At 67.5% G+C, this 26,429-nt stretch carries 29 protein-coding genes; 15 read left to right on the forward strand and 14 right to left on the reverse strand.

Annotated elements, in window-relative coordinates:
• Positions 1-249 precede the first annotated feature (249 nt).
• A complete protein-coding gene (locus tag BMZ21_RS23095; protein ID WP_091840241.1) occupies positions 250-543 on the reverse strand; it encodes a DUF982 domain-containing protein in 294 nt (97 codons plus the stop codon).
• Positions 544-893: 350 nt separating this feature from the next.
• On the opposite strand from BMZ21_RS23095, the gene BMZ21_RS23100 reads away from it, so the two are divergent.
• Complete coding sequence (locus BMZ21_RS23100) at positions 894-1,157, forward strand: hypothetical protein (protein WP_091840244.1); 264 nt, start codon at positions 894-896, stop codon at positions 1,155-1,157.
• Positions 1,158-1,184: 27 nt separating this feature from the next.
• On the opposite strand, the gene BMZ21_RS23105 is transcribed toward BMZ21_RS23100, so the two are convergent.
• The 7 genes from BMZ21_RS23105 to BMZ21_RS23135 all read right to left on the reverse strand — a co-directional run bounded on the left by BMZ21_RS23105 (position 1,185) and on the right by BMZ21_RS23135 (position 6,886).
• Positions 1,185-1,679, reverse strand: coding sequence for a lipocalin family protein (locus BMZ21_RS23105; RefSeq protein ID WP_208862364.1), 495 nt, complete (start codon positions 1,677-1,679; stop codon positions 1,185-1,187).
• Positions 1,680-1,832: 153 nt separating this feature from the next.
• Positions 1,833-2,111 carry a GNAT family N-acetyltransferase gene (locus BMZ21_RS23110; RefSeq protein WP_091840249.1) on the reverse strand — a complete coding sequence of 93 codons (279 nt, stop codon included), beginning with the start codon at positions 2,109-2,111 and terminating at the stop codon, positions 1,833-1,835.
• A 105-nt stretch (positions 2,112-2,216) separates the two neighbouring features.
• Positions 2,217-2,816 carry an NAD(P)H:quinone oxidoreductase gene (gene wrbA / locus BMZ21_RS23115; RefSeq protein WP_091840740.1) on the reverse strand — a complete coding sequence of 200 codons (600 nt, stop codon included), beginning with the start codon at positions 2,814-2,816 and terminating at the stop codon, positions 2,217-2,219.
• Positions 2,817-2,998: 182 nt separating this feature from the next.
• Positions 2,999-3,445, reverse strand: a complete 447-nt coding sequence (locus BMZ21_RS23120; protein ID WP_091840252.1) for a hypothetical protein — start codon at positions 3,443-3,445, stop codon at positions 2,999-3,001.
• A 178-nt stretch (positions 3,446-3,623) separates the two neighbouring features.
• Positions 3,624-4,643, reverse strand: coding sequence for an amino acid ABC transporter substrate-binding protein (locus BMZ21_RS23125; protein ID WP_091840255.1), 1,020 nt, complete (start codon positions 4,641-4,643; stop codon positions 3,624-3,626).
• Between the two features lie 90 nt (positions 4,644-4,733).
• On the reverse strand, positions 4,734-5,918 hold the full coding sequence (gene metC / locus BMZ21_RS23130) for a cystathionine beta-lyase (RefSeq protein WP_091840257.1): 1,185 nt from the start codon (positions 5,916-5,918) through the stop codon (positions 4,734-4,736).
• A gap of 92 nt (positions 5,919-6,010) precedes the next feature.
• Positions 6,011-6,886 carry a LysR substrate-binding domain-containing protein gene (locus BMZ21_RS23135; protein WP_091840260.1) on the reverse strand — a complete coding sequence of 292 codons (876 nt, stop codon included), beginning with the start codon at positions 6,884-6,886 and terminating at the stop codon, positions 6,011-6,013.
• A 157-nt stretch (positions 6,887-7,043) separates the two neighbouring features.
• Between BMZ21_RS23135 and BMZ21_RS23140 the strand changes: the two genes are divergently transcribed.
• The 14 genes from BMZ21_RS23140 (at position 7,044) to BMZ21_RS23205 (ending at position 20,075) form a co-directional block, all read left to right on the forward strand.
• On the forward strand, positions 7,044-8,498 hold the full coding sequence (locus BMZ21_RS23140; protein WP_091840262.1) for a methyl-accepting chemotaxis protein: 1,455 nt from the start codon (positions 7,044-7,046) through the stop codon (positions 8,496-8,498).
• Positions 8,499-8,566: 68 nt separating this feature from the next.
• Complete coding sequence (locus BMZ21_RS23145; protein WP_091840264.1) at positions 8,567-9,034, forward strand: response regulator; 468 nt, start codon at positions 8,567-8,569, stop codon at positions 9,032-9,034.
• Between the two features lie 116 nt (positions 9,035-9,150).
• Positions 9,151-9,432, forward strand: a complete 282-nt coding sequence (locus tag BMZ21_RS30460; protein WP_159650080.1) for an STAS domain-containing protein — start codon at positions 9,151-9,153, stop codon at positions 9,430-9,432.
• Positions 9,433-9,439: 7 nt separating this feature from the next.
• Entirely contained in the window at positions 9,440-9,799 is a 360-nt protein-coding gene (locus BMZ21_RS23155; RefSeq protein WP_091840270.1) for a response regulator, read from the forward strand.
• Positions 9,800-9,807: 8 nt separating this feature from the next.
• Complete coding sequence (locus BMZ21_RS23160; RefSeq protein ID WP_091840273.1) at positions 9,808-12,120, forward strand: chemotaxis protein CheA; 2,313 nt, start codon at positions 9,808-9,810, stop codon at positions 12,118-12,120.
• A gap of 3 nt (positions 12,121-12,123) precedes the next feature.
• Positions 12,124-12,627, forward strand: coding sequence for a chemotaxis protein CheW (locus BMZ21_RS23165; RefSeq protein ID WP_057190852.1), 504 nt, complete (start codon positions 12,124-12,126; stop codon positions 12,625-12,627).
• Positions 12,628-12,705: 78 nt separating this feature from the next.
• Complete coding sequence (locus tag BMZ21_RS23170; protein WP_091840276.1) at positions 12,706-14,628, forward strand: methyl-accepting chemotaxis protein; 1,923 nt, start codon at positions 12,706-12,708, stop codon at positions 14,626-14,628.
• Between the two features lie 22 nt (positions 14,629-14,650).
• Positions 14,651-15,502, forward strand: a complete 852-nt coding sequence (locus tag BMZ21_RS23175; protein WP_244543976.1) for a CheR family methyltransferase — start codon at positions 14,651-14,653, stop codon at positions 15,500-15,502.
• Positions 15,503-15,512: 10 nt separating this feature from the next.
• Positions 15,513-16,106 (forward strand): hypothetical protein, encoded by a 594-nt coding sequence (locus BMZ21_RS23180; RefSeq protein ID WP_091840279.1) that lies wholly within the window; start codon positions 15,513-15,515, stop codon positions 16,104-16,106.
• Positions 16,106-17,212: a chemotaxis-specific protein-glutamate methyltransferase CheB gene (gene cheB, locus BMZ21_RS23185; protein WP_091840282.1), complete on the forward strand. Its 1,107-nt coding sequence runs from the start codon at positions 16,106-16,108 to the stop codon at positions 17,210-17,212. Before BMZ21_RS23180 ends, cheB begins: the two co-directional genes overlap by 1 nt.
• Positions 17,213-17,323: 111 nt before the next feature.
• Positions 17,324-17,710: a response regulator gene (locus BMZ21_RS23190; protein WP_057190857.1), complete on the forward strand. Its 387-nt coding sequence runs from the start codon at positions 17,324-17,326 to the stop codon at positions 17,708-17,710.
• Positions 17,711-17,910: 200 nt separating this feature from the next.
• A complete protein-coding gene (locus tag BMZ21_RS30050) occupies positions 17,911-18,369 on the forward strand; it encodes a hypothetical protein (protein ID WP_143079777.1) in 459 nt (152 codons plus the stop codon).
• 187 nt (positions 18,370-18,556) lie between these two features.
• On the forward strand, positions 18,557-19,378 hold the full coding sequence (locus tag BMZ21_RS23200; RefSeq protein ID WP_208862358.1) for a hypothetical protein: 822 nt from the start codon (positions 18,557-18,559) through the stop codon (positions 19,376-19,378).
• 139 nt (positions 19,379-19,517) lie between these two features.
• Positions 19,518-20,075: a glutathione peroxidase gene (locus BMZ21_RS23205; protein ID WP_091840293.1), complete on the forward strand. Its 558-nt coding sequence runs from the start codon at positions 19,518-19,520 to the stop codon at positions 20,073-20,075.
• A 230-nt stretch (positions 20,076-20,305) separates the two neighbouring features.
• Here the strand turns inward: BMZ21_RS23205 and BMZ21_RS23210 are convergent, their stop codons facing one another.
• The 6 genes from BMZ21_RS23210 to fliK all read right to left on the reverse strand — a co-directional run bounded on the left by BMZ21_RS23210 (position 20,306) and on the right by fliK (position 26,387).
• Positions 20,306-21,721 carry a mannose-1-phosphate guanylyltransferase/mannose-6-phosphate isomerase gene (locus BMZ21_RS23210; RefSeq protein WP_091840296.1) on the reverse strand — a complete coding sequence of 472 codons (1,416 nt, stop codon included), beginning with the start codon at positions 21,719-21,721 and terminating at the stop codon, positions 20,306-20,308.
• A gap of 104 nt (positions 21,722-21,825) precedes the next feature.
• Positions 21,826-22,368, reverse strand: a complete 543-nt coding sequence (gene mog / locus BMZ21_RS23215) for a molybdopterin adenylyltransferase (protein WP_091840299.1) — start codon at positions 22,366-22,368, stop codon at positions 21,826-21,828.
• A gap of 8 nt (positions 22,369-22,376) precedes the next feature.
• Entirely contained in the window at positions 22,377-23,384 is a 1,008-nt protein-coding gene (locus BMZ21_RS23220) for an NAD-dependent epimerase (protein WP_091840301.1), read from the reverse strand.
• A 62-nt stretch (positions 23,385-23,446) separates the two neighbouring features.
• A complete protein-coding gene (locus BMZ21_RS23225) occupies positions 23,447-24,574 on the reverse strand; it encodes a GNAT family N-acetyltransferase (RefSeq protein WP_091840304.1) in 1,128 nt (375 codons plus the stop codon).
• A complete protein-coding gene (locus BMZ21_RS23230; RefSeq protein WP_091840306.1) occupies positions 24,571-24,849 on the reverse strand; it encodes an EscU/YscU/HrcU family type III secretion system export apparatus switch protein in 279 nt (92 codons plus the stop codon). The genes BMZ21_RS23225 and BMZ21_RS23230 overlap by 4 nt, the downstream gene beginning before the upstream one ends.
• Entirely contained in the window at positions 24,846-26,387 is a 1,542-nt protein-coding gene (gene fliK, locus BMZ21_RS23235) for a flagellar hook-length control protein FliK (protein WP_091840310.1), read from the reverse strand. Before fliK ends, BMZ21_RS23230 begins: the two co-directional genes overlap by 4 nt.
• Positions 26,388-26,429 lie beyond the last annotated feature (42 nt).

Here is a 26,429-nt window from a genome sequence, read left to right on the forward strand (position 1 = left end):
CCGAAACCCCTGAAAAGAGGTGGGCGAAAACTCTTTCCCACTGGGCGCCAACTATCTGATTACGGCCACTTCAGGCACTTCGGCCCGGCCCACCAATTCATCTAGCGTCGACAAGTTCGGGCAGTTCCGCCCTGTTCCGGCGCCAAGCTGCCGGTATTTGTCACAGGTCGGCAGCGCCGCGACGATGGCGATGCCCAGGCAAGGGTCGCCATATGGCCCGGCCCTGCCATGGGCAGCGCCGGGCTGCTTTCACGCCCTGCCTTGCGGGCCTTCCCTGTACGCTGCGGCAAAGGAGGCGGCATCCGGTGCCAGGATGTCGTATTTCTCGGCGAGCGTCGCGAACAGGCCTCGAACCGTCTCGGCCTCGACCTCGCCGCGCAACGCGGCCACGCAGGCCTTGATCGCAAAGTCGTGGGCCCGGTCGCGTTTGCCGTGCGGCCAATCGACCAGGAACATATACGCTTCCATGACGGTCGATATCGCCGCCGGATGGCCCAGCCCGGCGAAAATGACGACCGGCCGTTCGAACTGATCGGTATTCATCGGTCGTGGCCCTCCGTGATGCAGGCGACGATCGGTTTTGTTGCCATAGCCATATCCTCCGAAAAGCAACATGGATCCGGGTTACATGCCCTCTTTATGCAGGGCGATCATTGATCTGGTCATTGCTTCGGAATTCGCAAGACCGCCTGAGCGAGAGCGGCGCTCGTCGTCGACGGCCGCCCGGACAGCCTGACACCCGGCTGCCCTTCGGCCCGGGCCTGCGCAGCCGTATCGAGGCGGATCGTCGGCTCCGATACGTAGCGCGTCGACGGCCTTCGACAAGCGAGGGAACATTGCGCCAGGAGCGCCATTCTTATCTACGCAGTGACAACCGGCCTTCGATGACGACCATGCATATGCTCCCGTTCCGCTTCCCAGGCGTCTTGAATTCCCAGGAACTCCTGGTCGCCGAGGCGATTCAGGCGCGTGCCTTTGCCGCCCTGAGTGCGCATGGCGTCATAGCGGACGGTGATCAGGACCAGGCCAAGGCGAGGCTCGGCGCAATCGTCCTGCGCCTGATGCTCGACCGGCCCGGGTCGATCGGCGATCTGTCTGCCGCTGCCATCGAGGCCTTCGGCTCGGGAGCCGAGAGCGAGACCGGCTCCGGCAAATAGGCTCAGAAGGCGGCGGCCATCGCGCCGCTATTGTGCGGTCCGCCTCAGCATCGCCGTATCGTAGCCGAGTGCCGCGGCACGCGCGACGAGGCGAGCGTATTCGCGGTCCGTGATCCGCGGCGACCGTGTCAGTATCCAAAGATATTGGCCGGATGGCTCGCCGACGATGGACCAGGAATAATCCGCCGCGCGATCCAGCACCCAGTAATCGCCCTCGAACGGGGGAAAGAAGCTCACCTTCAGCTTCGCATTGTTCGAGCCGTCGACGACTTTCGCCGTCGCCTCGGCCTTCCGCAGAGGTCCCGAGACGGAGCCTTCGCGGCAGGAGTTCACCACAGCGATCGAGCCGTCGGACTTTGCCGCATAATCAGCGGTGACCGCTTCGCAGCCCTTCTGGAAGCTCGCTTCATAGCGCGCCTGTTCATGCCAGCGGCCGACATAGCGGCTCAGCTCGACGGGCTTGGCCGGTTGCGGAACGTTCGCATTGCCGCTTGGGTGGGTCGGATTGCAGGCGGCGAGCATCAAGCTCGCACCCAGAACGATGGCACGCGCAGATGAGGACATCGGAGCTCCGTCAGGTTGGCAAGGCGGCAACGCGAAGGTTGTCGCGTGGTTCCGCCACCTGCGAGCCATTCCCGCCGACATCTGAGTCCCATCGCTCGTGGGGCCTGCCAGCTACCCCACGACGATATCGTCATACTCCGGATGCCGGCTGACCCAGCCGGCCATGAAGGAGCAGCGCGGCACGGCCTTGCGCCCGGAGGCGCGGATCTGCTCGAAGACGCCCTTGGCCAGGCGCGAGCCGATGCCCTGGCCGGACAAGGCCTGCGGCACCTCGGTGTGGGTCAGCACGACGCGGTCGCCATCGAGCTTGTAATAGGCGAGGGCGAGTTCGCCGCCGATGTCGAGTTCGAAACGATTCTGGTCGGGACAGTCGACGACGCCGGTACCCATCGGGCATTCCTCTCTCGCTGCCGCTGACGCAGCGCGGTGTGATCCCGGGCAACGCGGCCCGGTGGCGATGCCGGGCCGCGGAGTCGGCTGGGGCGCGCCCGGGCGTCAGCCGGCCAGCTTGGCGGCGATGCCGGCTACGTGCTTGCCCTGGAAGCGGGCGCCGGCGAGCTCGTTCTCGGACGGCTGGCGCGAGCCGTCGCCGGCGGCGATGGTGCTGGCGCCATAGGGCGAGCCGCCGGTGATCTCGCTCAGCGTCATCTGGCCCTGGAAGCTGTAGGGCAGGCCGACGATGACCATGCCCTGGTGCAGCAGCACGGTGTGGGTCGAAAGGATGGTGCTTTCCTGGCCGCCATGCTGGGTCGCGGTCGAGGTGAAAACGCTGCCGACCTTGCCGATCAGCTTCCCCTGGAACCAGAGGCCGCCTGTCTGGTCGAGGAAGTTCTTCATCTGCGCCGGCATATTGCCGAAGCGGGTGGGGACGCCGAGGATGATGGCGTCGTAGTCCGGCAGTTCGTCTACGGTCGCGATCGGAGCGGCCTGGTCGAGCTTGAAGCCGGATTTGCGCGCGACCTCCTCGGGGACGAGCTCGGGCACGCGCTTGATCACCGCCTCGGCGCCGGCCTCGCGCACCCCTTCGGCGACAGCCTGCGCCATCGTCTCGATATGGCCGTAGCTGGAATAGTAGAGAACCAGAACCTTCGTCATCGCGATCATCCTCCTCGTCTTCGCAGCTATGGGGAACCGCGCGCCCCGAAAGCCTAGGTCGGGTGTGCAAGGGCAGTTGTACACTCACGCATCCGACAGCGCAGCCGTCGCGGCGCATGGCGACGACGAAAGCGGCCGGGCATCACCCGGCCGCCATTGAGTGCCTTCAGCTTGCGCTGCGCCTACTTGAACGCGATCACCACGCCGTCGGCGCCGATCGTCGCCTGCAGGCCCTGGCGGCGCGTGTCGAGGCTGATGGTCACGCCCTTGTCGTTCTTGAGCCACATGCGGCCCTGGCCGGCCCGGCCGACGGCCCAGCCTTCCTTGAGCTGGACATAGGGGCCGGCGAGGTCGTTGCGCTCGGTCAGGCCGTAGACGCGCCCGCTGGCGACGACACGCGAGGCGCCGATGCCACCGATGCCGAGGCCGCCGACCGAGATCGGATAGGAGCGGCCGCGATAGGTGAAGGTGCCGCCGCCGAGTTCGCCCGAGGCGATGAAGGCGACCGAGATCTGCTCGATCTTGACCGTGCCGGTCTGCGGACCCAGCGTTCGCGGCTGGGCCACGGCCGTGCCGGTGACGAGGGCAAGCGCAGCGGCGCCGGCGAAGAGGGATTTGATGGCGGGCACGAGCAGTACTCCTTGGTGATCTAACGGAGTAAACAACCGCCGGAGCGCCCGGCGGTTCCGTGTGCCTGCCTCGCTGTCTAGAGCAATTCCGCAATTCTCCGAATGGCGGAATTGCTCCAGGTCTTTGCCGTATCGCATTTCTTCACGCGAACCGGTGTCCACTTCCCTCGACAATGCTCTAGCGGAAGGGCGGGCTGTATTGGATGCCGCCCCTGCTCCAGAGCTCGTTCGGGCCCCGCGCCAGCTGCAGGCGCGAGCTCTTGCCGAGATGGCGCTCGAAGCTCTCGCCGTAATTGCCGACGGCCGAGATGATGCGCACGACCCAGTCGTTGCTGACGCCCATCGCCTCGCCCATCTTGCCGTCGAGACCGAGGAAGCGCTTTACCTCGGGATTCGAGGATTTCAGCATCTCCTGGACATTGGCCTTGGTGATGCCGAGCTCCTCGGCGTTGATCAGCGCCAGCACGGTCCAGCGTACCAGGTTGAACCAGGTCTCGTCGCCGGTGCGGACCCAGGGGCCGAGCGGCTCCTTCGAGACGACTTCCGGCAGGATGACGTGACTGTCCACGTCCTGCAGCTTCATCCTGACGGCCGAGAGGGCGGAGATGTCGGTGGTGTAGGCGTCGCAGCGGCCCGATTCATAGGCCTTCAGCGCTTCTTCCGAAGTGCCGAAGGCGGCAGCCTCGTATTTCACCCCGAGCTTGCGGAAATAGTCGGCGAGGTTGAGCTCGCTGGTCGTGCCCTGTGCGACGCAGACCGAGGCGCCGCCGAGCTGGGCGGCGGAGGAGACGCCGAGTTTCTTCGAGACCATGAAGCCCTGGCCGTCATAATAGTTGACGGTGGTGAAGGTGACGCCCTGGCCGGCATTGCGCGAAAGCGTCCAGGTGGTGGTGCGCGGCAGGACGTCGATCTCGCCGGCCTGCAGCGCGATCAACCGGTCCTTCGAGGTCAGCGGGACGAAGCCGGCCTTCTCGGTGTCGTTGAAGATCACCGCGGCGAGCGCCCGACAGATGTCGATGTCGAAACCCTGCCAGCGGCCGTTGGCGTCCTGCGTCGAGAAGCCGGCGACGCCGGGGCTGGTACCACAGATGATCTTGCCGCGGTCGCGGATCATCTTGATCGTGTCGGCGCCGGCGGGTGCAGCGAAACCCGCGGCGAGCGCCAGCGCGGCGGTCAGGCGTAGCAAGGTCCGTTTCATCGTTGATCCCCTGTCGTTGTTATCAGGCAAAACTCTCCCCTCGCAGCGGAGACGCTGCCCCGCCGCGTTCGTCATCTCAGGCCTTCAACCTCAGGCGACCTTGGCGGCCACTGGCTGTTCGAGCGCGACCAGCAGCGCGTCGAGGTCGTTCCAGAGGTCGTCCGGATCCTCCAGGCCGATGCTGATGCGCAGTGCCGGACCCTGATGCGGCCAGGGCACGACGGTGCGCTCCCCCTCGGGCGCCAGCGGCGCGATCAGGCTGCGCGTGCCACCCCAGGAGGCGCCGATGGCGAAGACCTCCAGCGCCGAGAGCGCCTGTTCCAGCCGAGCATGCGGCACTGGCTTCAGGACGACGCTGAACACGCCTGACGAGCGGCCCATGTCGCGCTTCCAGAATTCATGGCCGGGGCAGGAGGGCAGGGCCGGGTGCAGCACGGTCTCGACCGCGGGCGAACGGGTCAGGCGCCGGGCGAAGTCCTCGGAGACCTTCCCCATATGGGCAAGGCGCAGCGCCAGGGTCTCCAGGCCGCGCAGAGCGAGCTGGACCTCGTCGGGCGAGACGCCGACGCCCAGGCCACGCAGCGTCACCTTCAGCTGTTCGCGCAGGCCGAGATCGGCGACTGTGATCGAACCGAGCAGCAGATCGGAATGGCCGCCGACATATTTGGTCAGCGCTTCGCAGGCGAAGTCGACGCCGTGGGCCAGCGGCTTGAAGATCAGCGGCGTCGCCCAGGTGTTGTCGCAGCCGACGAGCACGCCCTTGGCCTTCGCCGCCTTCACGATGGCGGGGATATCCTGCACCTCCATCGTGTTCGAGCCGGGCGACTCGACCCAGACCAGCTTGACCTTGTCGTCGATCAGACCGGCGATACCGCCGCCGATCAGCGGATCGTAGACGCCGTAGTCGATGCCGCGCGGCTGCAGGTAGTCCTCGCAGAAGCTGCGCACCGGCTGGTAGACCTGATCGGGGATCAGCACCTTGTCGCCCGGCAGCAGCACCGAAAGCAGGACGATGGTGACCGCCGCCTGGCCGGACGGGACGAGCACGGTGCGCACGCCGCCATGCAGCGCGGTGAGCTGTGCTTCGAGCGTGCGGTGCGTCGGGGTGCCGTGCAGGCCGTAGGTATAGCCGTCGAAGCCGCGATGCTTGCGGGCGAAGAAGCTGGCCGCGTCGGGATAGACGATGGTCGAGGCGCGGTGCGTCGGCACGGTGAGGCTGGCATAGCCCTCTTCGTTGACGGCGGGGTGGTGAACGCTGCGGGTCGCGTCGTGCATGGGAAGAGGTCCTTTCGTGGGAGAAAGGTTCCCTCTGCGGGGCCTTGCCGGCAATCAGGCAAAACTCATGGCTCGATGCCTAAATGTTATGGTCAGCGCGCTTCCATCAGGCAATCGATGAAATCGCGCACCAATTGCGATTTCGGCCGGTCGAGCGGCAGGATCAGCAGGCTGCGGCTCTGCACCTCCGGCTCGAAGGGGCGCAGCACCAGCCGGGTCGGATCGGCACCGGCGACCGCATAAGGGCTGACCAGGCCGACGCCGACGCCTTCCGCGACGAGGGCGCAGACGGTCGCGGCATAGATGGTCTCGACGACGATGCGCGGCTTGACGCCGGCTTCCGCGAAGATGCGGTCGAGGCGCTGGCGGGCACGATCCTCCGGCACATAGGCCACGAACGGCAGGTCGTGCAGATCGGCCGGGCCGATCAGCTCCTTTTCGGAGAGCGGATGGCCTAGCGGCAGGGCGCAGAGCACGCGCGGCTGGACGAAGGGCTGGTGCAGCACGCCGGATACGTCGATCTCGTCGGCGGCGAGGCCGATGTCGAAGGCGCCGGAGGCGACGCCGTCGCGGACATCGCGCGAGGGCAGTACCATCAGCGTCACCGCGATGTCCGGGCGCCGGTCGCGGAAGCGGCGGACCGCCCGCGGGACCAGCGACGAGCCCAGCGCCGAGAGCGAGCCGACGCGCAATTGGCCGGCGCCATGGTCGCGGATGCGCGCGGCGGTGGCGCGCAGCGTGTCCATGCCGAGGAAGGAAGCCTGGACCTGGGCGTAGAACAGCTTGGCCTCGGGCGTCGCGACGATGCGGTTGCGGATCCGGTCGAACAGCAGGAAGCCGAGCGACTTCTCAAGCTCGGCGATGGCGCGGCTGACGCCGGGCTGGGTGACGCCGAGCAACTCGGCGGCGCGCGAGATCGTGCCGGCCTTCATCACCGCGGCGAAGGTTTCGAGCTGTCGGCTGTTCAAGCGGCGTGCGCCCCCGAGGCTGTCGTGCGGCGCCAGCCTAGCCGCCGTGCCGAGCCGAGGGAACCATCGAGATATTGCCGCCAGAACCGCTTAACCGCGGATTTACCCTGTTCCTTTAGGTTCGGCGGGCATAACTCCAAGAAGGAAGCGCCAAGCGATGCTTGCCCAGGCCCTGAAGCTGCCTGATCCTGCCAATGAGGATGCGCCGGGCGCGGAAGCGGCAGCGCGGGCCGTACGCGAGATCGCGGAACGCTTCGGCAAGCTCAGCGCCGAGATCACCGATATTTCCGGGCGCGTCGGCGACGTCAATGCCGAGCTCGACCGGCAGACGGATGGGCTGCACCGCGTCGTCACCTCGGTCGAGCAGGTCTCGCGCTCGAACCAGGCGATCCAGCAGGCGGCCGATACCGCCCAGCAGGCGGCCTCCGTGGTCAAGAGCGGGCTGGAGCGCGTCACCGGCGCGGTCCGCCAGGGTCTGAATGCGGCGCAGAGCGACATCGCCGAATTGTCGGACGGTGCGCAATCGATCTCGCAGGCGCTGAACGAAGCCGTCGGGCGCGCACACAAGGCGCGCGAGGCCAGCGAGGCGATCCAGACGATCACGCGCGAGATCCAGCTGCTCTCGATCAATGCCGGCGTCGAGGCCGCGCGCAGCGGCGCCGCAGGCCGTGGCTTTGCGGTGATCGCCGCGGCGGTGAAGCAGCTCGCCGAGCAGACGCGCGACGCGACGGCCGCCAGTGCCAAACAGCTCGACGCGCTGGTCTCGACCGTCGACCAGCTGGCGAAGCAGAGCGAGGCGAACGCGCTGGCGGCGCGGCGCGCCAGCGACGAGAGCCAGGGCATCTCGCAGCAGATCGGCGAGCTCGATCATTTCGGCCGCTCGGTCGTCGGGCTGATTTCGGAAATCGACTCGATTTCGGCGCCGGCGCGCGAGAATGCTGCGGCGTTCGCGCAGGTGGGCGACGAGATCAAGGGACTGGTCGCGGGGGTCGATCAGTCCGGCCGCAATCTCGAGGTCGCGGCCCGGCGCGGAGCGTCGCTGGTCTCGACCAGCGAGGCGGTCCTCGGCGCGATCGCGAATTCGGGCGTGCGCACGCCGCAATCTGACATGATCGAGATCGCGCTCGAGGCGTCGGCGGCGATCGCCGGCCTGTTCGAGCAGGCGCTGGCGACGGGGCAGGCCAGCCAGGCCGATCTGTTCGACGAAGCCTACAGGCCGATCCCAGGCAGCGATCCCCAGCAATTCATGACCCGCTTCACCGAGCTGACCGACCGGCTGCTGCCTTCGGTGCAGGAGAAGATGCTGTCCGCGAGCAAGCGGATCGTCTTCTGCGCGGCGGTCGACCGCAATGGGTACCTGCCGACGCACAACCGCAAATACTCGCAGCCGCAGGGGCCGGACCCGGTCTGGAACAACGCCAATTGCCGCAACCGGCGCATCTTCAACGATCGCACCGGCCTTGCCGCGGCACGCAACCAGAAACCGTTCCTGCTGCAGACCTATCGGCGCGACATGGGCGGCGGCAATTTCCTTGTGATGGAGGACCTGTCGGCGCCGATCATCGTCAGGGGCCGGCACTGGGGCGGGGTCCGGTTCGGGCTCAGCGTCTGAGGGAGTTGGCGGAGCCTTAACCGCCGCGTGCCAGTGTCCTAGTCGCGTACGGGTTTCGAGTTGCGGACATGCATATCGCGCCATCCTTCCCCAATCTCTCGGTGCTGCTGATCGATCCCAGCCCGCACTATCGGCGCATCATACGCACCATGCTCTACCAGGCGCAGCTGCAGCGCGTGTTCGAGGCGGCCGATCTCGCCACGGCGGCGACGACCTTCATCCAGAAGCAGCCCAACATCGTGATGCTGGACTGGGACCTGCCCGACGGCGACAGCGTGAAGTGCCTGGCCTCGATCCGCTCTTTCAAGACGTCGCCCTTCGCCAAGGCGCCGGTGCTGGTGATGATGGAAAAGCCTGACCGGCGCGCCGTGGTGCAGGCCGCCAAGCTCGGAGCGCACGAGATCATCGTCAAGCCGATCTCGCCGAACAATCTCTGGCTGCACCTTTCGGGCATCATCAACATACCCCGCAAGTACAAGGAAGCGAACGGCAGCATCTCGCTGGTGCCGCGCGCGATCAGCAACAGTCTGTTCTGAGGTTGAACGAAGCTGCCGCGGAACGGTCACAATCCTTGCCGCGAGCCGGGGCGGTTAGCGAAATTTTTACCAATCCCGGAGATGCTTCCCAGTCAATAAACACAGGGCGCGCCGCCGTGGTCATCACCGTCTCCCTTCCGCCTTTCCTCGGCCGATCAGAGGCTGCTGCTTTCCGTAACCAGCTCCTCGTCGCGCTGGAACAGAAGGAGAGCATCGCGGTCGAATGCGCCGAGGCCGGGCCGTTCCCGAGCGTGTGGATCCAGCTCCTGCACTCGGCTGCAAGCAGCGCCAAGGCGCGCGGCCTCAGCGTCACGCTCAAGGCGGCCTCGGACGAGTGCCGACAGTCTTTTCAAGCGATCGGGTTCGACCCGGCGCAAAGCGCTCTCGTTCTGGAGTGATCCTGCGATGAAGATCCTCGCGATCGACGATACCAAGACCCTGCTCAGCCTGCTCAGCATGACGCTGCGCAATGCCGGCCACGAGGTGGCGGAGGCGGAGAACGGCGAAGAGGGCCTGGCCCGCTTCGACCAGTTCAGGCCTGACCTCGTCATCACCGATCTCAACATGCCGGTGATGGACGGCATCGAGTTCACGCGCGCCTGCCGCGCGCGCCCGGCCGGCCAGAACACCCCGATCATCGTGCTGACCACCGAGAACGGCGCCGAGATCAAGGCGGAAGGCCGCCGGGCCGGCGCCAGCGCCTGGATGGTCAAGCCGTTCGAGCCAAACACCCTGCTCGGCCTCGTCGCGCGCTACCAGAACTGAGGCGGCCTATGGATCCCCTGGCGGAACTCAAGCAGACCTTCTTCCAGGAGTGCGAGGAGCTCCTCGGCGCGCTGGAGCAGAAACTCCAGGCGCTCGACGAGGGCTCGACCGATTCCGAGGACGTCAATGCGGCCTTCCGCGCCATCCACTCGATCAAGGGTGGTGCCGGCGCCTTCGGCTGCACCGAGCTCGTCGGCTTCGCCCATGTCTTCGAGGCGGCGCTCGATCATCTCCGCTCGGGCCGCGTCGCGCTGGCGGATGCGCCCTTCACCCTCTTCCTGCGCTGCTCGGATGCTGTCGCGGATCTGGTCGCCGCTGCGCGCAACGACGAGGTTGCGCCGGTTCGCCCCGATCTTCTCGCTGCGCTCGAACAGGTCGGACAGGCCAAGGCGGCAGTGCCCGCTGCTCCCGCCGCGCCTCCGGCTGCTCCCGCGGCCCCGGCCTCCGATGGACCGCCGGGGATCGCGGCGCTCGGCAACCTGCTCGCCATGGTCGACGCCAAGATGGGCGCGCCCGCTGCCGCAGCGCCAGCCGCGGCCAATGACGGCTGGGACGATGACGAGCCCGTCGCCGCTGCGCCGGTTCGCAGGCCCGGCCACGACGTTCGCATCAAGATCACGCCTGAAGCCGACCTGTTCCGCCGGGTGATCGAACCGCGGGTCGCGATCGGCATCCTGCCGGCCGACGAGATCGTCTCGGTCGCCTGCGACCTCAGCCATGTGCCGCCGCTCGAGACGCTCGACGTCACCGACTGCCATATGCGCTTCACGGTGATGATGCGCACCGAGCTCAGCGCCGACGAGATCGTCTCCAAGTTCGACTTTACCCTCGCCAACGAGGAGTTCGAGGTCGAGGTCCTGGCGGAAGCCGAAGCCGGGCCGGAGCTTGTTGCCGAGGCGGCACCCGCCGCGTCGGAGGTGCCGCAAAACGTCGCCGCCGACCTGTCGGCCATCCTTGCCCGGCTCGGGCCGGCAGCCGACGCCGCGCCGCAGCCCGATATCCAGCCCGCCGCTGCGCCCGCGGCGGCTCCGGTCGCTGCTGCACCTGCAATCGCAACCGCTCCGGCGGCAGCACGTGCGGCTGCGCGGCCCGTCTCCAACGAGGCCGCTGCGCGCCAGCGCCAGGCGGTCAGCGTGCGCGTCGATCTCGATCGCATCGACCGGCTGATGAACCTCGTCGGCGAGATCGTCATCACCCAGTCCATGCTGGTCGAATGCGTGCGCTCGCTGCCCTATGACGTCTATGCCAAGACCGCCGAAGGCATCCTGACGCTCTCGCGCCAGACACGCGAACTGCAGGACCATGTCATGGCGGTGCGCGCCCAGCCGGTGAAGGCGGTGTTCCAGCGCATGCCGCGCCTGGTGCGGGAGCTCGCCCAGACGCTCGGCAAGGAAGTGAAGCTCGTCCTCGAAGGCGAGAACACCGAGGTCGACAAGACGATCATCGAGGAACTGGCCGATCCGCTCACCCACATGATCCGCAACTCGATGGATCACGGCGTCGAGACGCCGGAGGAGCGCATCGCCGCCGGCAAGAACCCGGAAGGCACGATCAAGCTGATCGCCGAGCACCGCGCCGGCCGCATCGTCATCTCGGTCACCGATGACGGGCGTGGCATCGGTCGCGACCGGCTGCTGGCCAAGGCGAAGTCGCGCGGCCTCGTCGGCGCCGACGAGAAGCTCGCGCCGGAAGAGATCGACCAGCTGATCTTCGCCGCCGGCCTGTCGACGGCGGACGCCGTCAGCGACATCTCCGGCCGCGGCGTCGGCATGGACGTGGTGCGCCGCAATGTCGAATCGCTCGGTGGGCGCATCAGCGTCGATTCCGAGCCCGGCCGCGGCTGCAAGTTCACGCTCGCTTTGCCGCTGACGCTCGCCGTGCTCGAAGGCATGGTGATCCGCTGCGGCGACGACCGCTACGTTATCCCGATCGCCAGCGTGATCGAGACGCAGCACCTCGCCAACACGCCGATCGAGCACCTGACCTTCGGCCAGGAAGTGCTGCGCTGGCGCGGCGAGATCACGCCGCTCCACCGGCTCGGGGCCGTGATGGGCTCGGCGGGCACGCGCGACGAGAACATCATCATCATCGCGGAGACCGAGCGCGGCGGCAATGTCGGCATCGCCGTCGACGAGATCGTCGGGCAGCAGCAGGTCGTGGTGAAGAGTCTGGAGTCGAATTACGGCACGGTCAACGGCGCATCCGCCGCGACCATTCTGGGCGATGGCCTCGTCGCGCTCATTCTCGATGTCGACTCGATGTTGCGCCTGGCCGCATCGGGTGTCCGCCAACCCGTTCCCGAACTCAAACTGGCTGGATGAACCATGTCCCTGCAGCTCAGCGAAAAGCACTTCACCTCGGCGCAGCCTGAGTCGGCCGCGCGCCGGATCGTCACCTTCCGGGTCGGCGACCGCACCTTCGGCATCGATGTCGGCATGGTCCGCGAGATCAAGGGCTGGCAGGCGACGACGCCGCTGCCGCATGCGGCCCCGCATGTGCGCGGTGTCCTCAACCTGCGCGGCGTGATCCTCGCGGTCTACGATCTGCGCACCGCGATCGGCCTCGGCTCCACCGAAGCCACTGCGACCCATGTGATCGTCGTCGTCGATGTCGAGGACAAGACCGCCGGCCTGCTGGTCGACTCGGTCTCGGACATCGTCGACGTGCCGGTCAGCGCGGTCCGTCCGGCGCCGGATCTGGAGCGCGACGAGCACGGGCTGATCGAAGGCCTCGTGCTGCTCGACACCGAGATCGTCGCCCTGCTCGACCTCGCCGCGGTGATCCGCGACGGCGGCGACAATCAGGACAAGCAACTGCGCGTCGCCTGAGCCGCAGATGGCTCCCGGCAGCGCCCAGCCGGACTGCCGACTGATGGCCAGGACCGCCTGAGAGACAAGAAAGAACCGATGGCTCAGCTGGGCGCCTTCTCGAAACTCTCGGTCAAGCTGCCGGCGCTGTTCGCCGGTGGCGCCGCCGTTTCGGGCGGGCTCGTCGCATTCGCGGTTCAGCAGAGTGCGGCTGCCCGGCTTGGCGCCCTCGGCCTGTCCAGCCAGCAGGTCGAGGCGGCCTTGTCGGGTTTCGCAAGCACGGCCTTGCCGTTCGGCGTCGCCGGTGTCGCCCTTGCCGCCGGTCTCGGCTGGCTCGCTGCTCGTTCGCTGGCGCGGCCGATGATGGCGATGCGCGAAGGCATGGAGAGGCTCTCGGAAGGCACGCCAGACGCCGCGCCGGAGCTCGCCCGCCGCGACGAGATCGGCCAGCTCTCGCGGGCTCTGCGCCAAGTCCAGGAAAGCTCGGTCGAGGCCGGGCGGATCCGGGCGGCGCTCGACGGCTGCCGCACCGCGATCATGGTCTGCGATGCGAACGGGCGGATCGTCTACGTCAACAAGTCGCTGCTGAAGTTCTTCAGCGAGGCGCAGGAGGATTTCCGCGCCGCCTTCCCGGGCGTTTCGGCCAAGGACATGCTCGGCAAGGTGCTGGAGCTGTTCGCCGGCCCGCACGGCGTTCCCGAAGCGCGCGCCATGCGCGTCGCGCTGGGCCGGCGCATGGTCGGGCTGACGCTGACCGTTACGACGCAGCCCGATGGCCAGAGGCTGGGTTCGACGATCGAGTGGCGCGAGCTGACCGAGGAGTTGCGGGCCGCCGACGAGGTCGCGGCTGTCGTCGCCGCCGCGGCGGAGGGCGATTTCTCCCGGCGCGTTCCGCTCGCCGGCAAGCCCGAGGCGCTGCAGCGCATCGCCGCGGGCGTCAACGAGATCAACGCGATCGTCGAGGCCGCTACCGACGAGTTCGCCGCCGTGCTGGCCGGCCTCAGCGAAGGGGACCTGACGGGCCGCATCGACGGCGCCTATGACGGGCGGCTCGGCGAGCTGAAAGCCGGGCTCAACCAGACCTTGGCGCGGCTGACGCAGACCGTCTCCGGTATCCAGCTGGCGGCGGCCCATGTCGCGGCGACAGCGGTCGAGATCAAGGCGGGGGCGGTCGATCTGGCAGGGCGGACCGAACAGTCGGCAGCCGGGCTGGAAGAGACGGCCGAGACCACCGGCCAGCTCGCGGCCTCGATCACGCAGAGCGCCGGGCGTTCGCGCGCCGCGACCGAGCTCGCCGGCGAGGCGATGGCGGTGGCCGGCAGCGGCCAGCAGGTCGTCGCCGAGACGATCGCGGCGATCGGGCAGATGGAGCAATCCTCGGCGCGGATTGCCGAGATCGTCACCGTGATCGACGGCATCGCCTTCCAGACCAACCTTCTGGCGCTGAACGCCGCCGTCGAGGCTGCCCGCGCCGGTGAGGCCGGGAAGGGCTTCGCGGTCGTCGCATCCGAAGTGCGTACTTTGGCGCAGCGCTCGGCCACGGCTGCCAAGGACATCAAGGGCGTGATCGCCAACTCCAATGCGCAGGTCGCCGAAGGCGTGCGCCTGGTGCGCCGGACCGGCGAGACGCTCGGCAAGATCGTCGCGGCGGTCGAGCAGGTTTCGGCGACGGTGTCGGAGATCTCGCAGGCGAGCGCCGGCCAGGCCGGCGACATCGCCGCGATGAGCCGCTCCGTCGCGGCGATGGACGAGGCGACCCAGCAGAACGCCGCGCTGGCCGAGCAGAGCGCCGGCGCGGCGGCGAGCCTCGCCGAGCAGACACAGGCGCTGCGCGAGCTCGCCGACGTCTTCCGCTTCGAGCGGCCGCTGGCTCATGCCCGGTCGCTGCCGGCCCCAGCCGCGAGCGAGCTGCGCCGTGGGCCGACCCGCAAGGACCATCATCATTCCACCGAAGCCCGCCCTGCCACTCCGCGCCGCCGCGTCGCCGGTGGCGGCCGGATGGACGAGTGGGTCGAATCCTAAGTCGCGTCACCAAGGTCAGAGCATGCTTGCCCCGCAATCCGTCCAGTCGGATACCGCGCTCAGCCGCGACGACATGGCCCTCGTGGCCAAGCTGGTCTACGAGCACGCCGGCATCGTCATCCGCGAGCACAAGGAGGCGATGGCGCGCGGCCGGCTGGCGCGGCGCGTCAAGGTGCTCGGCCTCAACTCGATCGCCGAGTACTGCGCCTATCTGCGCACGGCGGCGGCGAGCGACGAGATCCCCGAGTTGATCAACGCGGTCACCACCAACCACACCGCTTTCTTTCGCGAGCGTCACCATTTCGACCATCTGCGCAAGGACGTGCTGCCGCGCCTGATCCAGGAGCGGGCAGGGCGGCGCGGGCGCATCCGGATCTGGTCGGCGGCCTGCTCCTCGGGCGAGGAGCCCTACAGCGCCGCCGCGATCTCGCGCGACGTGATCGGCCATCGCAGCGACCTCGACTTCAAGATCCTGGCGACCGACATCGACACCGACATCCTCGACCGGGCCGCGGCAGGGCAATACCCGGCCGAGCAGTTCGACCGGCTGCCGGCGGACCTGCGCCCGCTGCTCAGACTGGAAGGCCAGAATTCCCGCGGCGAAGCCCGCATCGCCGAGGACCTGAAGCGGCTGATCGCCTTCAAGCGGCTCAACCTGATCGAGCGCTGGCCGATGAAGGGGCCGTTCGACGTGATCTTCTGCCGCAATGTCTTCATCTACTTCGATACGCCGACCAAGGCGGCAATCCTCGACCGTTATGTCGCCCTGCTGCAGCCGGGCGGCTTCCTCTATCTCGGCCATTCCGAATCCCTGCCGCAGCCGCATCCCCAGCTCAGGCTGATCGGCCGCACCATCTACGAGCGCACGCCATGAGACTCGTCCAATGAGCCTTGCCCGATCCTCACGGCGCTATTTCGACCCGCGCTTCGAAGCGACCATCATCACGGTCGCGCCGGGCGAGCACGAGATCACCTCGGCCAAGGACGAAATCGTCGCCACCGTGCTCGGCTCCTGCGTCTCGGTCTGCATGCGCGACGCGCAGATCGGCGTCGGCGGGCTCAACCATTTCCTGCTGCCGAAGAACAATGGCGGCACCGACGCCAGCGCCGGCGAGCGCTATGGCGACACGGCCATGGAAGTGCTGATCAACGGGCTGCTCAAGCGCGGCGCCAGGCGCGGCCAGCTCGAGGCCAAGGTCTTCGGCGGTGCGCGCGTGCTCTCCGGCGCCACCATGCTGGCGATCGGCGAGGGCAACATCATCTTCGTCAACGAGTTCCTCGCCCGCGAAGGCATTCCGGTGGTATCCAGGGATGTCGGCGGCACCCGTTCGCGCCGCATCCACTACCAGCCCGCCACCGGGCGCGCCTGGGTCCAGCACGTCCAGCAGGCCGCGCGCGATCCCGAGCGCGAACAGGAAATGGCTTATCTCAACCGCCTCAAGACCCAGCCGGTGGCTGGTGAAGTGGAGATCTGGTGATGAGCATGCTCACCTCAGGCGGCCCGGTCAAAGTCCTCGTGGTCGACGATTCCGTGCTGATGCAGAAGTTGATGACGCAGATCATCAACTCGACGCCCGGCTTCCAGGTGATCGGCGTCGCCGGCAGCGCCGAGGAGGGCTGGGACGCGATCCAGGATCTGCGGCCCGACATCCTGACGCTCGATCTCGAACTGCCCGGCCGGCACGGCCTCAAGCTGCTGGCCCGTGTGCTGAAGCAGGACCCGCTGCCGGTGCTGATCGTCTCGGCCTTCGGCGGGCCGGGCGCCGACAACACCATCCAGGCGCTGGAGCTCGGTGCGATCGACTTCATCGAGAAGCCGGACGGGGCGACGCATACGCTCGAAGGCTTCATGAAGCATGTCGCCGCGGCGCTGCAGCGCGCCTCGGCCAGCCGGCGCCTGATGGCGGCTGCCAAGGAGATGGTCACGCAGCAGCGGCCCCAGAGCGCGCCGGCACGACCAGCGGCCGTGCATGTGCCCGCCAACCACGGCAAGGTCTCGCTGATCGCGATCGGCGCCTCGACCGGCGGCGTGCCGGCGGTGCAGACCGTGATGCGCGACGCGGCGCATCTGCGCCTGCCGATCGTCGTGGTCCAGCATATGCCGGCGGGCTACACGGCCAAGTTCGCGGCGCGGCTTTCGGCTGCGACCGGGCTCGACGTGCGCGAGGCGGCAGATGGCGATCGCCTGCGGCCGGGCATGGGCGTCGTCGCGCCGGGCGGCACGAAGCATCTGGAGATCGAGGAGCGCCGGGGCGAGCTGATCTGCCATCTCAAGGAAGCGCCGCTGGTGAGCGGGCATTGCCCCTCGGTCGACGTGATGTTCCATTCGGTCGCCCGCGCGCTCGGCAGCCATGCGATCGGCGCGCTGCTCACCGGCATGGGCCGCGATGGCGCTGACGGTTTGTTAGCCATGCGCAAAGCCGGCGCGGCCACGTTAATCCAAAGTGGCGAGACCTGTGTGGTAAACGGGATGCCGAAAGCCGCGTTCGAGTTGGGCGCCGCTGATCGGGTCGTACCGCTCGACCAGATCGGAGGCGCCATCGCGGGACTGCTGGGCGAGCGCCCGCAGCAGCGTACAGCATAGATCGTCGCGCGTCCGAACGGACGCGGTCACGATGATCTATCACATCGTTATCGCATCGGATTCGTCCGAAAAATGGGATCCATTTTTCGGTCCGATGCCAGGGAGAGTGCCATGTCAAAGGCGAGAAGCGACTACCGCATCCTCGTGGTCGACGACCAGAAGAGCATGCGTGGCCTTGCCACCTATTTCCTCAAGCAGATCGAGTTCCAGGATATCGACGAGGCGGAGAACGCCCGCGAGGCCCTGATGAAGATGCAGACCAAGCGCTATGATCTGCTTCTGCTCGACTGGAACATGGACGGGATGAGCGGAATCGACCTGCTGCGCGCCATCCGCTCGGTGCCGGAGCTCAACCAGATCAAGATCATCATGGCGACGTCGGAGCGCTCGGTCGACAAGATGGACGAGGCGACCAGCAACGGCGCCGACCACTATGTCGTGAAGCCCTATGAGCTGCGCGATCTCGAGGTCCGCGTGAAGAAAGTGCTGGCCTGCTGAGCAGGCGGATGCGAGGTCGCGTCCGGCTCGCAGCAGTTGGTCTCATTTGCTGGAAGGGCGCGGGGTCTCCGTTCGATCGCGTCTTCTCGACACCGGTCGCCGTTCCGCCGGAAAGCACCCTGCGGCGGACCAAACGCGAAAACGACAATTCGCAAGCAAGGTGCGTTGACAGCATTCACATGCGCTCATAGGTTTCAACCATGAGGCGCGTTGCCACTTTTGGTGTAACGTCATGTCAGCGCGAGCCCGAGCCGCGAATCACGCTGGTTCGCAAGGATAGCGACGAGACAGTAAACTTCGACGCCGCGACACTGATCGCCCAATATCAACTGCCATCAGGCGATATAGTTCTGATTCTTGATGAGGACTGCCCCTATGAGGAGCAGCTTCATCTTGCACTGGTGCGCGGGTCCGATGTTCTTGATCATATCGTGATTGGCGCGCCCTATGCGACCGGAGACTATCGCGAGGTCGCTCTCGGGGAGAAGGAGCTCCGTTTCCGCTTTTCCGGGGACACGGAGCTGCTCCTGGCGGTACGCGACAAGGCCTCGCATTTGCCGGAGCGCCTGCCCGCGGGAGCGCGGCGCCTGGGCCGCTGGTTCTCGGCACATCATCTGTCCCTGCAGCAGAGCGCGCCCAATGAGCACCAAACAGCCTGATCCCGCGCTGGAGGCGGCAATCCGGCAGCTTGAAGCGACAGCCCTCAGCTTCGCCTACCAGGCTACCAATATCGCCAGTGTCCGATCCGAGTACATTCGAAGGACACGCGAGCTGTCAGTCTCGCTGCGCGCCGCCTACGATCATGGCGAACTGTCGGCGAAGGCCGCCGCCGAAACCGCTCACCAGATGCGCAACGTCATCCTGGAGCAGCAGCGCAAGCGCTCCGCCGCGGTCGGCCGGGCGATGGCGAAGCAGCTGAAGGCGCAGGGCCTCCCGCTCGACGACATCCTGGAGAAGCTGTCGAAACGTCTGCACGGCAAGGCTTTTGGCCAGCTCGACAATGCGCAGCAGACGGCGGTCTATCTTGAGGTCGTCGAATCGGCCGGCCGGGCCCGGCCGAGCGCCACGAAATTCGCAGCGCGGGCAGGGGCTGCGGGTCGGGGTGTCTTCCTGCTCGGTCTCGGACTCGCCGCCTACAACATCGCAAATGCGAAGGACAAGGTCTGGCAGACCGGCCGCGAGGCGGCCGGCATGGGGGGCGGTATTGCAGGCAGCGTCGCCGCCGGCGCTGTCGCCGGCATCTGGCTGGGGCCGCTGGGCGTCGCCATCGGTGCACTGGTCGGCGGGGTGGCCGGTGCCTTGATGAGCGACCAGGTGTATGTCGCGGTCGCCGGTCCGTCCGATCGCAAGGCGGGCCATTTCCTCAAGCGGTTCACGAACGTCTATTCGACCGACGAGGCAGCGATCGCGAACGCGCTTTACAGCGAGATGGGCATCGACCTGGATCGTGTCCACGACGTGTTCATGGCGATGAACGAGAGTTTCACGACCGACGCCGACGACGTCGCCGTTCTCTATCTGCGGAAGGTGTTCGCCGGCCGCGGGCTCGTACAGGAAGCGCTGCGCCTGAACCGAGCCTGCCGTGACACGCTCATCCGAATCCTCGACGATGGCTGGACCACTGCCGAGGAGCGAGGGCTTATCGGCCAGCTGCGCGCGCTGCGTTGAGCCACCTTCCTGCGGGCCAGCCCGGATGTCGTCGCGTGGTGCATCCGGCGGTAGCCCCAAGTCACCTAATCGTGCGGATCGGCGGTTTGGCGCAAGCGGCGCGACCGTGATAGCGTCGCCCATCCGCTGGAGCCAGCTCATGCGCGTCCACCGTCGCCAGATCATCGCTCTCATCGCTAGCGCGCCGTTTGCGCCGGCATTCGCCGCGCAGGGGGAAGGCAACGCCTACGCCTTCAGCTTCGACCGGGCGGAAGGCGGGCGCATCCCGCTCTCGGCCTATCGCGGCAAGCCGGTCCTGATCGTCAACACGGCGACGCAGTGTGGGCTGGCCGGGCAATTCGCCGGGCTGGAGCAGCTCTGGGAGCGCTATCGCGAGCGCGGCCTCGTCCTGATCGCGGTGCCCAGCAATGATTTCGGCGGGCAGGAGCCGCTCGACGGCGCGGCGATCGCGGAAGCGGTCCGCCAGAGCCATGGCGCGAACTATCCGATCACCCAGAAGAACGTGGTGCGCGGCCCGGATGCACATCCGTTCTATCGCTGGGCCGCCAATCAGCGCCCCGGCGAACTGCCGACCTGGAACTTCCACAAATACCTGATAGGCCGCGACGGCAGCCTAGCCGGCAGTTTCAGCTCGCGGATGGACCCGCTCTCGCCGGAGCTGATCCGCGCGATCGGGCAGGAACTGGCGAAGGACTGAGGGGCAGGGGACGGCTCCGCGCCATTCCCTCTCGAACCTGCAAGAGAGGGAGCTCGCGACGTCTCCGTCATGCTCGCCCTTGTGGCGAGCATCCACGTCTTGAACACTGCATTGGATCAGAGAAGGGAAGACGTGGATGGTCGGGACAAGCCCGACCATGACGCCGAACGGCTACGCGACTCCTCATCCAGCGCTTCTTCTCCCGCAAGAGGAGAAGGAAAGGCGGCGCCTCAACTCCGCGCGTAGATGTCCTCGATGCGGACGATGTCATCTTCGCCGGTATAGCTGCCGACCTGGACCTCGATCAGCTCAAGCCCGATCTTGCCCGGATTCTTCAGCCGGTGCGTGCAGCCGATCGGCAGGTAGACCGACTCGTTCTCGTGGACGAAGCGGACGGTGTCGTCGAGGGTCACCTCGGCGGTGCCGCGGACCACGACCCAGTGTTCGGCGCGGTGGAAATGCTTCTGCAGGCTGAGCTGGCCGCCCTCCTTGACGTGGATGTGCTTGACCTGGAAGCGGGCGCCGATGTCGATGCGCTGATACCAGCCCCAGGGCCGGTAGATGCGCAAATGCTCGCTCGCTTCGGGGCGCCCATCCGCCTTCATCTGCTCGACCAGGGTCTTGACCTTGCCGGCCGCCGCCATCGAGGCGACCAGCACGGCATCGCGGGTCGAGACCACGACGACGTCGTCGAGCCCGACCACGGTGGTCAGCACCTCCTCGCTGCGGATCAGCGAGCGGCGGGTGTCGAGTGCGACCGCCGGCCCCTCCAGCACGTTGCCGTCGCCATCCTGCGGCTTGATGGCATGAATCGAATCCCAGGAGCCGACATCCGACCAGTCGAAGGAGGCAGCGAGCATCCCGGCATGGGCGGTGCGCTCCATCACGGCATAGTCGATCGAAATCTTGACGGCCTTGCCGAAGCTCTCGGGATCGAGCCGCAGGAAGTCGAGGTCGCGGCTCGCCTTGTTGACCGCCGCCTCGGCCGCCGAAAGCACGGCTGGGGCGTGGCGCGAGAGCTCATCGCGCATGGTCTTGGCCGAGAACAGGAAGTTGCCGCTGTTCCAGAGATAGCCTTCGGCGACGTATTTTTCGGCGATGTCGCGCCGCGGCTTCTCGACGAAGCGGGAGAGGCGATTGGCACCGGGCTCGGGCAGGGCCTCGCCGGGGGCGAGATAGCCATAGGCCGTCGAGGGATGCGTCGGCTTGATGCCGAGCGTCATGATCAGGCCGGTCGCGGCCAGGCGTGCGGCGCGCTTGCAATCCTCGCGGAAGGCCTCGGCATCGCTCACGACATGGTCGGAGGCGAGCGCGACGCAGACCGCCTCGGGGTCGCGTTTGCCGGCCATGACGGTGCCGACCGCGATGGCGGCGGCGGAATCGCGCCGCTCGGGCTCCAGCACGATCTCGCCCTTGATGCCGAGCGCCAGCATCTGCTCGGCGACGATGAAGCGGAAATCATTGTTGGTGATGACGATCGGCGCGCCGAAGGCCGGATCGACGAGGCGCTGCAGCGTCGCCTGGAAGGTCGAAAGGCCGTCATCCAGCAGCGCGATGAACTGCTTCGGCATGGTGTCGCGCGACAGCGGCCACAGTCGGGTGCCGGAGCCGCCGGCCATGATTAGGGGAACGATCTTTGCAGTCATATCGAACTTCCGGCGGGAACTGGTCCGTCTAGTCCTACAGCAGCGAAGCTACCATCCGATAAACGCTCATAGGGAGAGGCGGGTGGTATCGGTCGAGGTATCGTTCACCCTTTCGGCTTCTGCCCGGGCCGGAACGCGACGATCACCGCCGGATCGGTTTCGAGATAGGGGCCCTCGATCAGGTCGATGCAATAGGGGATTGCCGGCATCACCGCGTCCAGGCATTCGCCGATGGCGCGCGGGCGGCCGGGCAGGTTGACGATCAGCGACTTGCCGCGAATGCCGGCGAGCTGGCGCGAGAGGATCGCAGTCGGCACCTTGGCGAGGCTGACCTGGCGCATCAATTCGCCGAAGCCCGGCATCAGCTTGTCGATCACGTCCTCTGTCGCTTCCGGCGTGACGTCGCGCGGGGCCGGGCCGGTGCCGCCCGTCGTGACGATCAGACAGCAGCCCTCCTTGTCGGCGAGCTCGATCAGCGTCTGCGCGATGCCGGCGCGCTCGTCGGGGATGACACGCGTCACCGCCTGCCAGGGGCTGGCCAATGCCTTGCTGAAATAGTCGAGGATGGCCGGGCCGCCCTCGTCGGCATAGACGCCGGCCGAAGCGCGGTCGGAGACGGTGACGATGCCGATCTTCGCAATAGCCATGGCTCTCCTCAAACCCGGTAGAAATCGCGATACCAGTGCACCATGCGCCCGATGCCCTCGGCGAGCGGCGTGTGCGGACGGAAGCCGACCGCCGCCTCCAGCGCCGAGACGTCGGCGGCGGTGCGCAGCACGTCGCCGGGCTGGCGCGGCTTCATCTCCATCACTGCCCTCCTGCCGAGCGCCTGTTCGATCGTGGCGATGAACTGCATCAGCGGCACCGGATCGGAGTTGCCGATATTGTAGAGCCGCCAGGGTGCCGAGGAGGTGGCCGGACCGGGCTCGTCGCTCGACCAGGCCGGGTCGGTTGCTGCGACGTTGTCGAGTACGCGGACAACGCCCTCCACAATGTCGTCGACATAGGTGAAATCGCGCTCGTGCCTGCCCTCGTTGAAGACCTCGATCGGCTCGCCGGCCAGGATCTTCCGCGTGAAGATCATCGGCGCCATGTCGGGCCGGCCCCAGGGGCCGTAGACTGTGAAGAAGCGCAGGCCCGTGGTCGGCAGCCCATAGAGATGACTGTACGAATGGGCCATGCCCTCGTTCGCCTTCTTGGTCGCGGCATAGAGGCTGACCGGGTGGTCGACATTGTCCTCGACGCGGAAGGGCGTACGGGTATTGGCGCCGTAGACCGAGCTGGACGAGGCGTAGACAAGATGCTCGACGCCGTTGCGGCGGCAGCCCTCGAGGACATGGCCGAAGCCGGTCAGGTTGGAATCGAGATAGGCCTGCGGGTTTTCGATCGAGAAGCGCACGCCGGCCTGGGCGCCAAGATGGACGACGCGCTCGAAACGCCCGTCGGCAAAGAGCCTGGCCATGCCGTCGCGATCGGCGAGATCGAGCTGTTCGAAGCTGAAGCGGTTGTGGCCGTCTAGGCGGGCGAGCCTCGCCTGTTTCAGGGCAGGATCGTAATAGTCGTTGAGATTGTCGGTGCCGACGACCTCGTCGCCGCGTTCGAGCAGAACCCGGGCTGTCTCGTTGCCGATGAAGCCGGCAGCCCCCGTCACCAGAACGCGCATGATCCTCCTCGCGCCAGACGCGGCGTTTCGTCCACCGTCTATCGAGCAGCTTGCCGTCCCGGTCAACGCGGGCTGCGGTCGCGCCAGCCTCTCAGCCGCATGCGTGCCGCCGCGGCGAGCCGGGGCAGAGCGGTGGAGCTGTCGGCGAGCGCGACGATCGCATTTGCCATTTGCTGCCGCTCACCCCAGGGATAGGCCGACGGATCGACCTTGTCGCCGGCGCCGCTGTCGAGCCGGAACGGGCGGCCGGCGGTGAAATCGGCACGGAGCATTTCGATCGCGAGTGCCCGCCCGGGGGAGAGGCGGGCGTGGCCCTCGTCATAGGCGATCTTGAGGAAATGCGACTGGCCGGCGAAGTCGAGCAGCAGGCCGCCGGCGATGGGCCGGCCGTCCAGACGGAGCAGGTCGACGCGGATGGCGTCTGTGGCGGCGAAGTTCCCGACGATCTTACGGATATAGGCACCGTCATCAGCCAGACTGGCGAGGGCGGTGCCGCCACGGCCTTTCCAGCCGGCCGCCTCGAGCGCGAGAAAATCTTCCAGCGCGGCGATGGCGCCGGCGCCACGATGGCGTTGATAGCTGAGCGTGCCGGCCTTCTCCAGCTGGCGATGTTGCTGCATCCGCTTCTTGTAGCCCTGGCCGAGGGCGCGGCGCAGATAGCGCTCCGCGTCGTCGCCGGCCTCGGGAATCAGCATGGGCCGCTGCCAGCGCTCGAAGGTCGCGATGCTGCTGCTCGTCGCAACCAGCGCCGCTTCGAATGCGGTGAAGACGCTGCCCGCCATGGGTAGTAGAGGGAGCTTCAGGACCTTCGGCAGGTCCGGCGCCTCGACGATGGCCAGGATCAGGGCCGCGGCGGCGTCACGCGCATGCTCGCGATCGAGCACCGGGGCGGAAGACACCTCGTAGAGCGACACCAGCGGCGCTGCGAGGACCGGCGCGAAACCGCTGTTGAGGTTCCGCGTCCGGCGCAGCGCCCAGAGCCCGAGCAGGCGATCATCGCCTTCTTCCTGCGCTGCGAGGACGACGACATCATTGGCACTGATCCCGAAGCTCAGCGCCGCGGCGACGGCTGCCGGAGCCATATGCAGATTGGGCGCCTCGGCGCGCCGGCAGAGATCGGCGAATGCTTCGGCGCAAGCGGCGCCATAGGTCCCGGCCGGCAGGCGGCGGACCGCGATCGGAGCGGTCATGGGCGCGATGGGCCACCGCGGCGGCGCAGGCCGAGGACGAAGGCGATCACCTGCGCGGTGGCGAGATAGAGCTCCTCGGGGATGCTGTCTTCGAGCTCGACGGTCGAGAGGGCCTGCGCCAAAGCGGCATTCTGCTCGATGGCGATGTCGTGCTCGCGGGCGGTCTCGATGATCTTTTCGGCGACGACGCCATGGCCCTTGGCGGTGACGCGCGGCGCACCCTGGCCGTCATATTCGAGCGCGACGGCGAGCGGCAGCGGCTGCGACAGGCTCATGAGCGGCGGTCCAGGAACTGGCCGGCCGCTGCTTTTGCCTGCTGCGGGTGGCCGGTGAAGACCTCGAACTCGGCGCTGTCGAAGCGCGACCTGAGCAACGAGGTTTCGAGATCGGGCGTCGCCTGGCGCAGCAGGCGGCTGGTATCCTCGCGCTCGGCCCAGAAGGAGACGCCGATGGCGCGGCCCTGCAGTGTGACCACGCCCTGCAGTGCGCCGAGAGGTTCGACATCGATTGCGAAGCGCACGCGCCAGAGCGGTGCGTCGGGCGTCGCCGAGCCGGATTGCGGCGGGTCGCGCTCGATCTCCAGGGGCAGCACGGCGGTGCCATTGGGCAAAGCGAGCGGGATCTCGGTCAGCCAGCGCGCCGGCGGTGGCTGGTCGAGCCGCGTGGCCTCCTGCGGCAGCGAGGCGTATTGGGCGAGCGCGATACGGTCGAGCGCCGCTTCGGCCTGGCCGAATAGGGTCTGGGCGATGGTCGCGGGCCGGGCGGCGCTGGTCAGGCTCGGCTCTTGAGCCGGCTGCGGCGTCAGCAGGCCGTCGCGGGGCGGGGCGGGGCGAGCCTTGGATGGTGTCGCAGCGGCGGCGTCCTGCTCTTGTGTATTCCGGGTGGCTGGGCGCCCGGGCTGGGGCGCCGCTTCGTTGGCGGTTTCGCCGGGCAGTGGCAATTTCGCTGCTGGTGCGCCTTCGACGGCTGGCTTGAGCAGGTCGCGCAGGCTCTGCAACGCCGCCTTGAGATCGGTCTGAGGCGTTGGCGCCTCTCCTGCGGCCTGCCGCGCTTCGAAGAAGACGCCCGAGCGGACGACGGCTGCCTTCAGCGCTTCCGCCGCGACGGGGCGGGCTTCGGCCGCCGGCAGGCGCTGGGCGAGGATCTGGTCGACCAGCGTCATCAATGGCTTCGGCAAGGTCAGCGCGACCGAACCTTGCGCCAGGCTGCCGAGATTGGCGAAGAGCGGGGCGAGGCTGTCCTGCCGCCCGAGCGCCGCGCCGAGCAGGGGGCCGGCGATCGCGCGCGGCGAGGCGGCGGTCTGAGAAGCGATTGCGGCGGTTGTTGTGGCGGGTGGCGTACGACCGGCCTGCAAGGGGATCGCGGCGGTCGATGTCTGAGCGGTTGCAGGCGCGGCGCTCGCCGAAGTGGGCGCCTGGGTCTGCTGCGGAGTTGGTGGCGCGGTGCCGGCCGCCTGCTGATGAGTCGGCGCCGTCGGAGCGTTCGGGCTGTTGGCCGGCGCCGGGCGGATACCGACCAGCGTCGCCTGCAATGGCGCTCCCGGCTCGGCCGGCGCTGCGAGCTTGAGCATCAGCGCGGCTCCCGGCTGCAGCGCCGCCTGTCTGGCCTCCGGGCCAGCGAGCACGAGTGCGACCTTGACGCCGTTGACCAGGGCGGTGGCGTTGCCGCCGTCGTCGAGCGCGACGAGCTTGGCTTCGACCATCTTGCCGGCGGCGAGGCCGCCATTGCCGCTCATCGTCGCGAGCAGGGTCGCGAGATTCTGGCTCTTGATGAGCGCGGCGAGTTGCGCCGGATCGGGCGGAATGGCTGCCATTCGGGCAGCCTGGCACGAAATGTTAAGGATTCTCTTGCGCCG

It is taken from the genome of Allobosea lupini (assembly GCF_900109525.1).
Lineage (GTDB): Bacteria > Pseudomonadota > Alphaproteobacteria > Rhizobiales > Beijerinckiaceae > Allobosea > Allobosea lupini.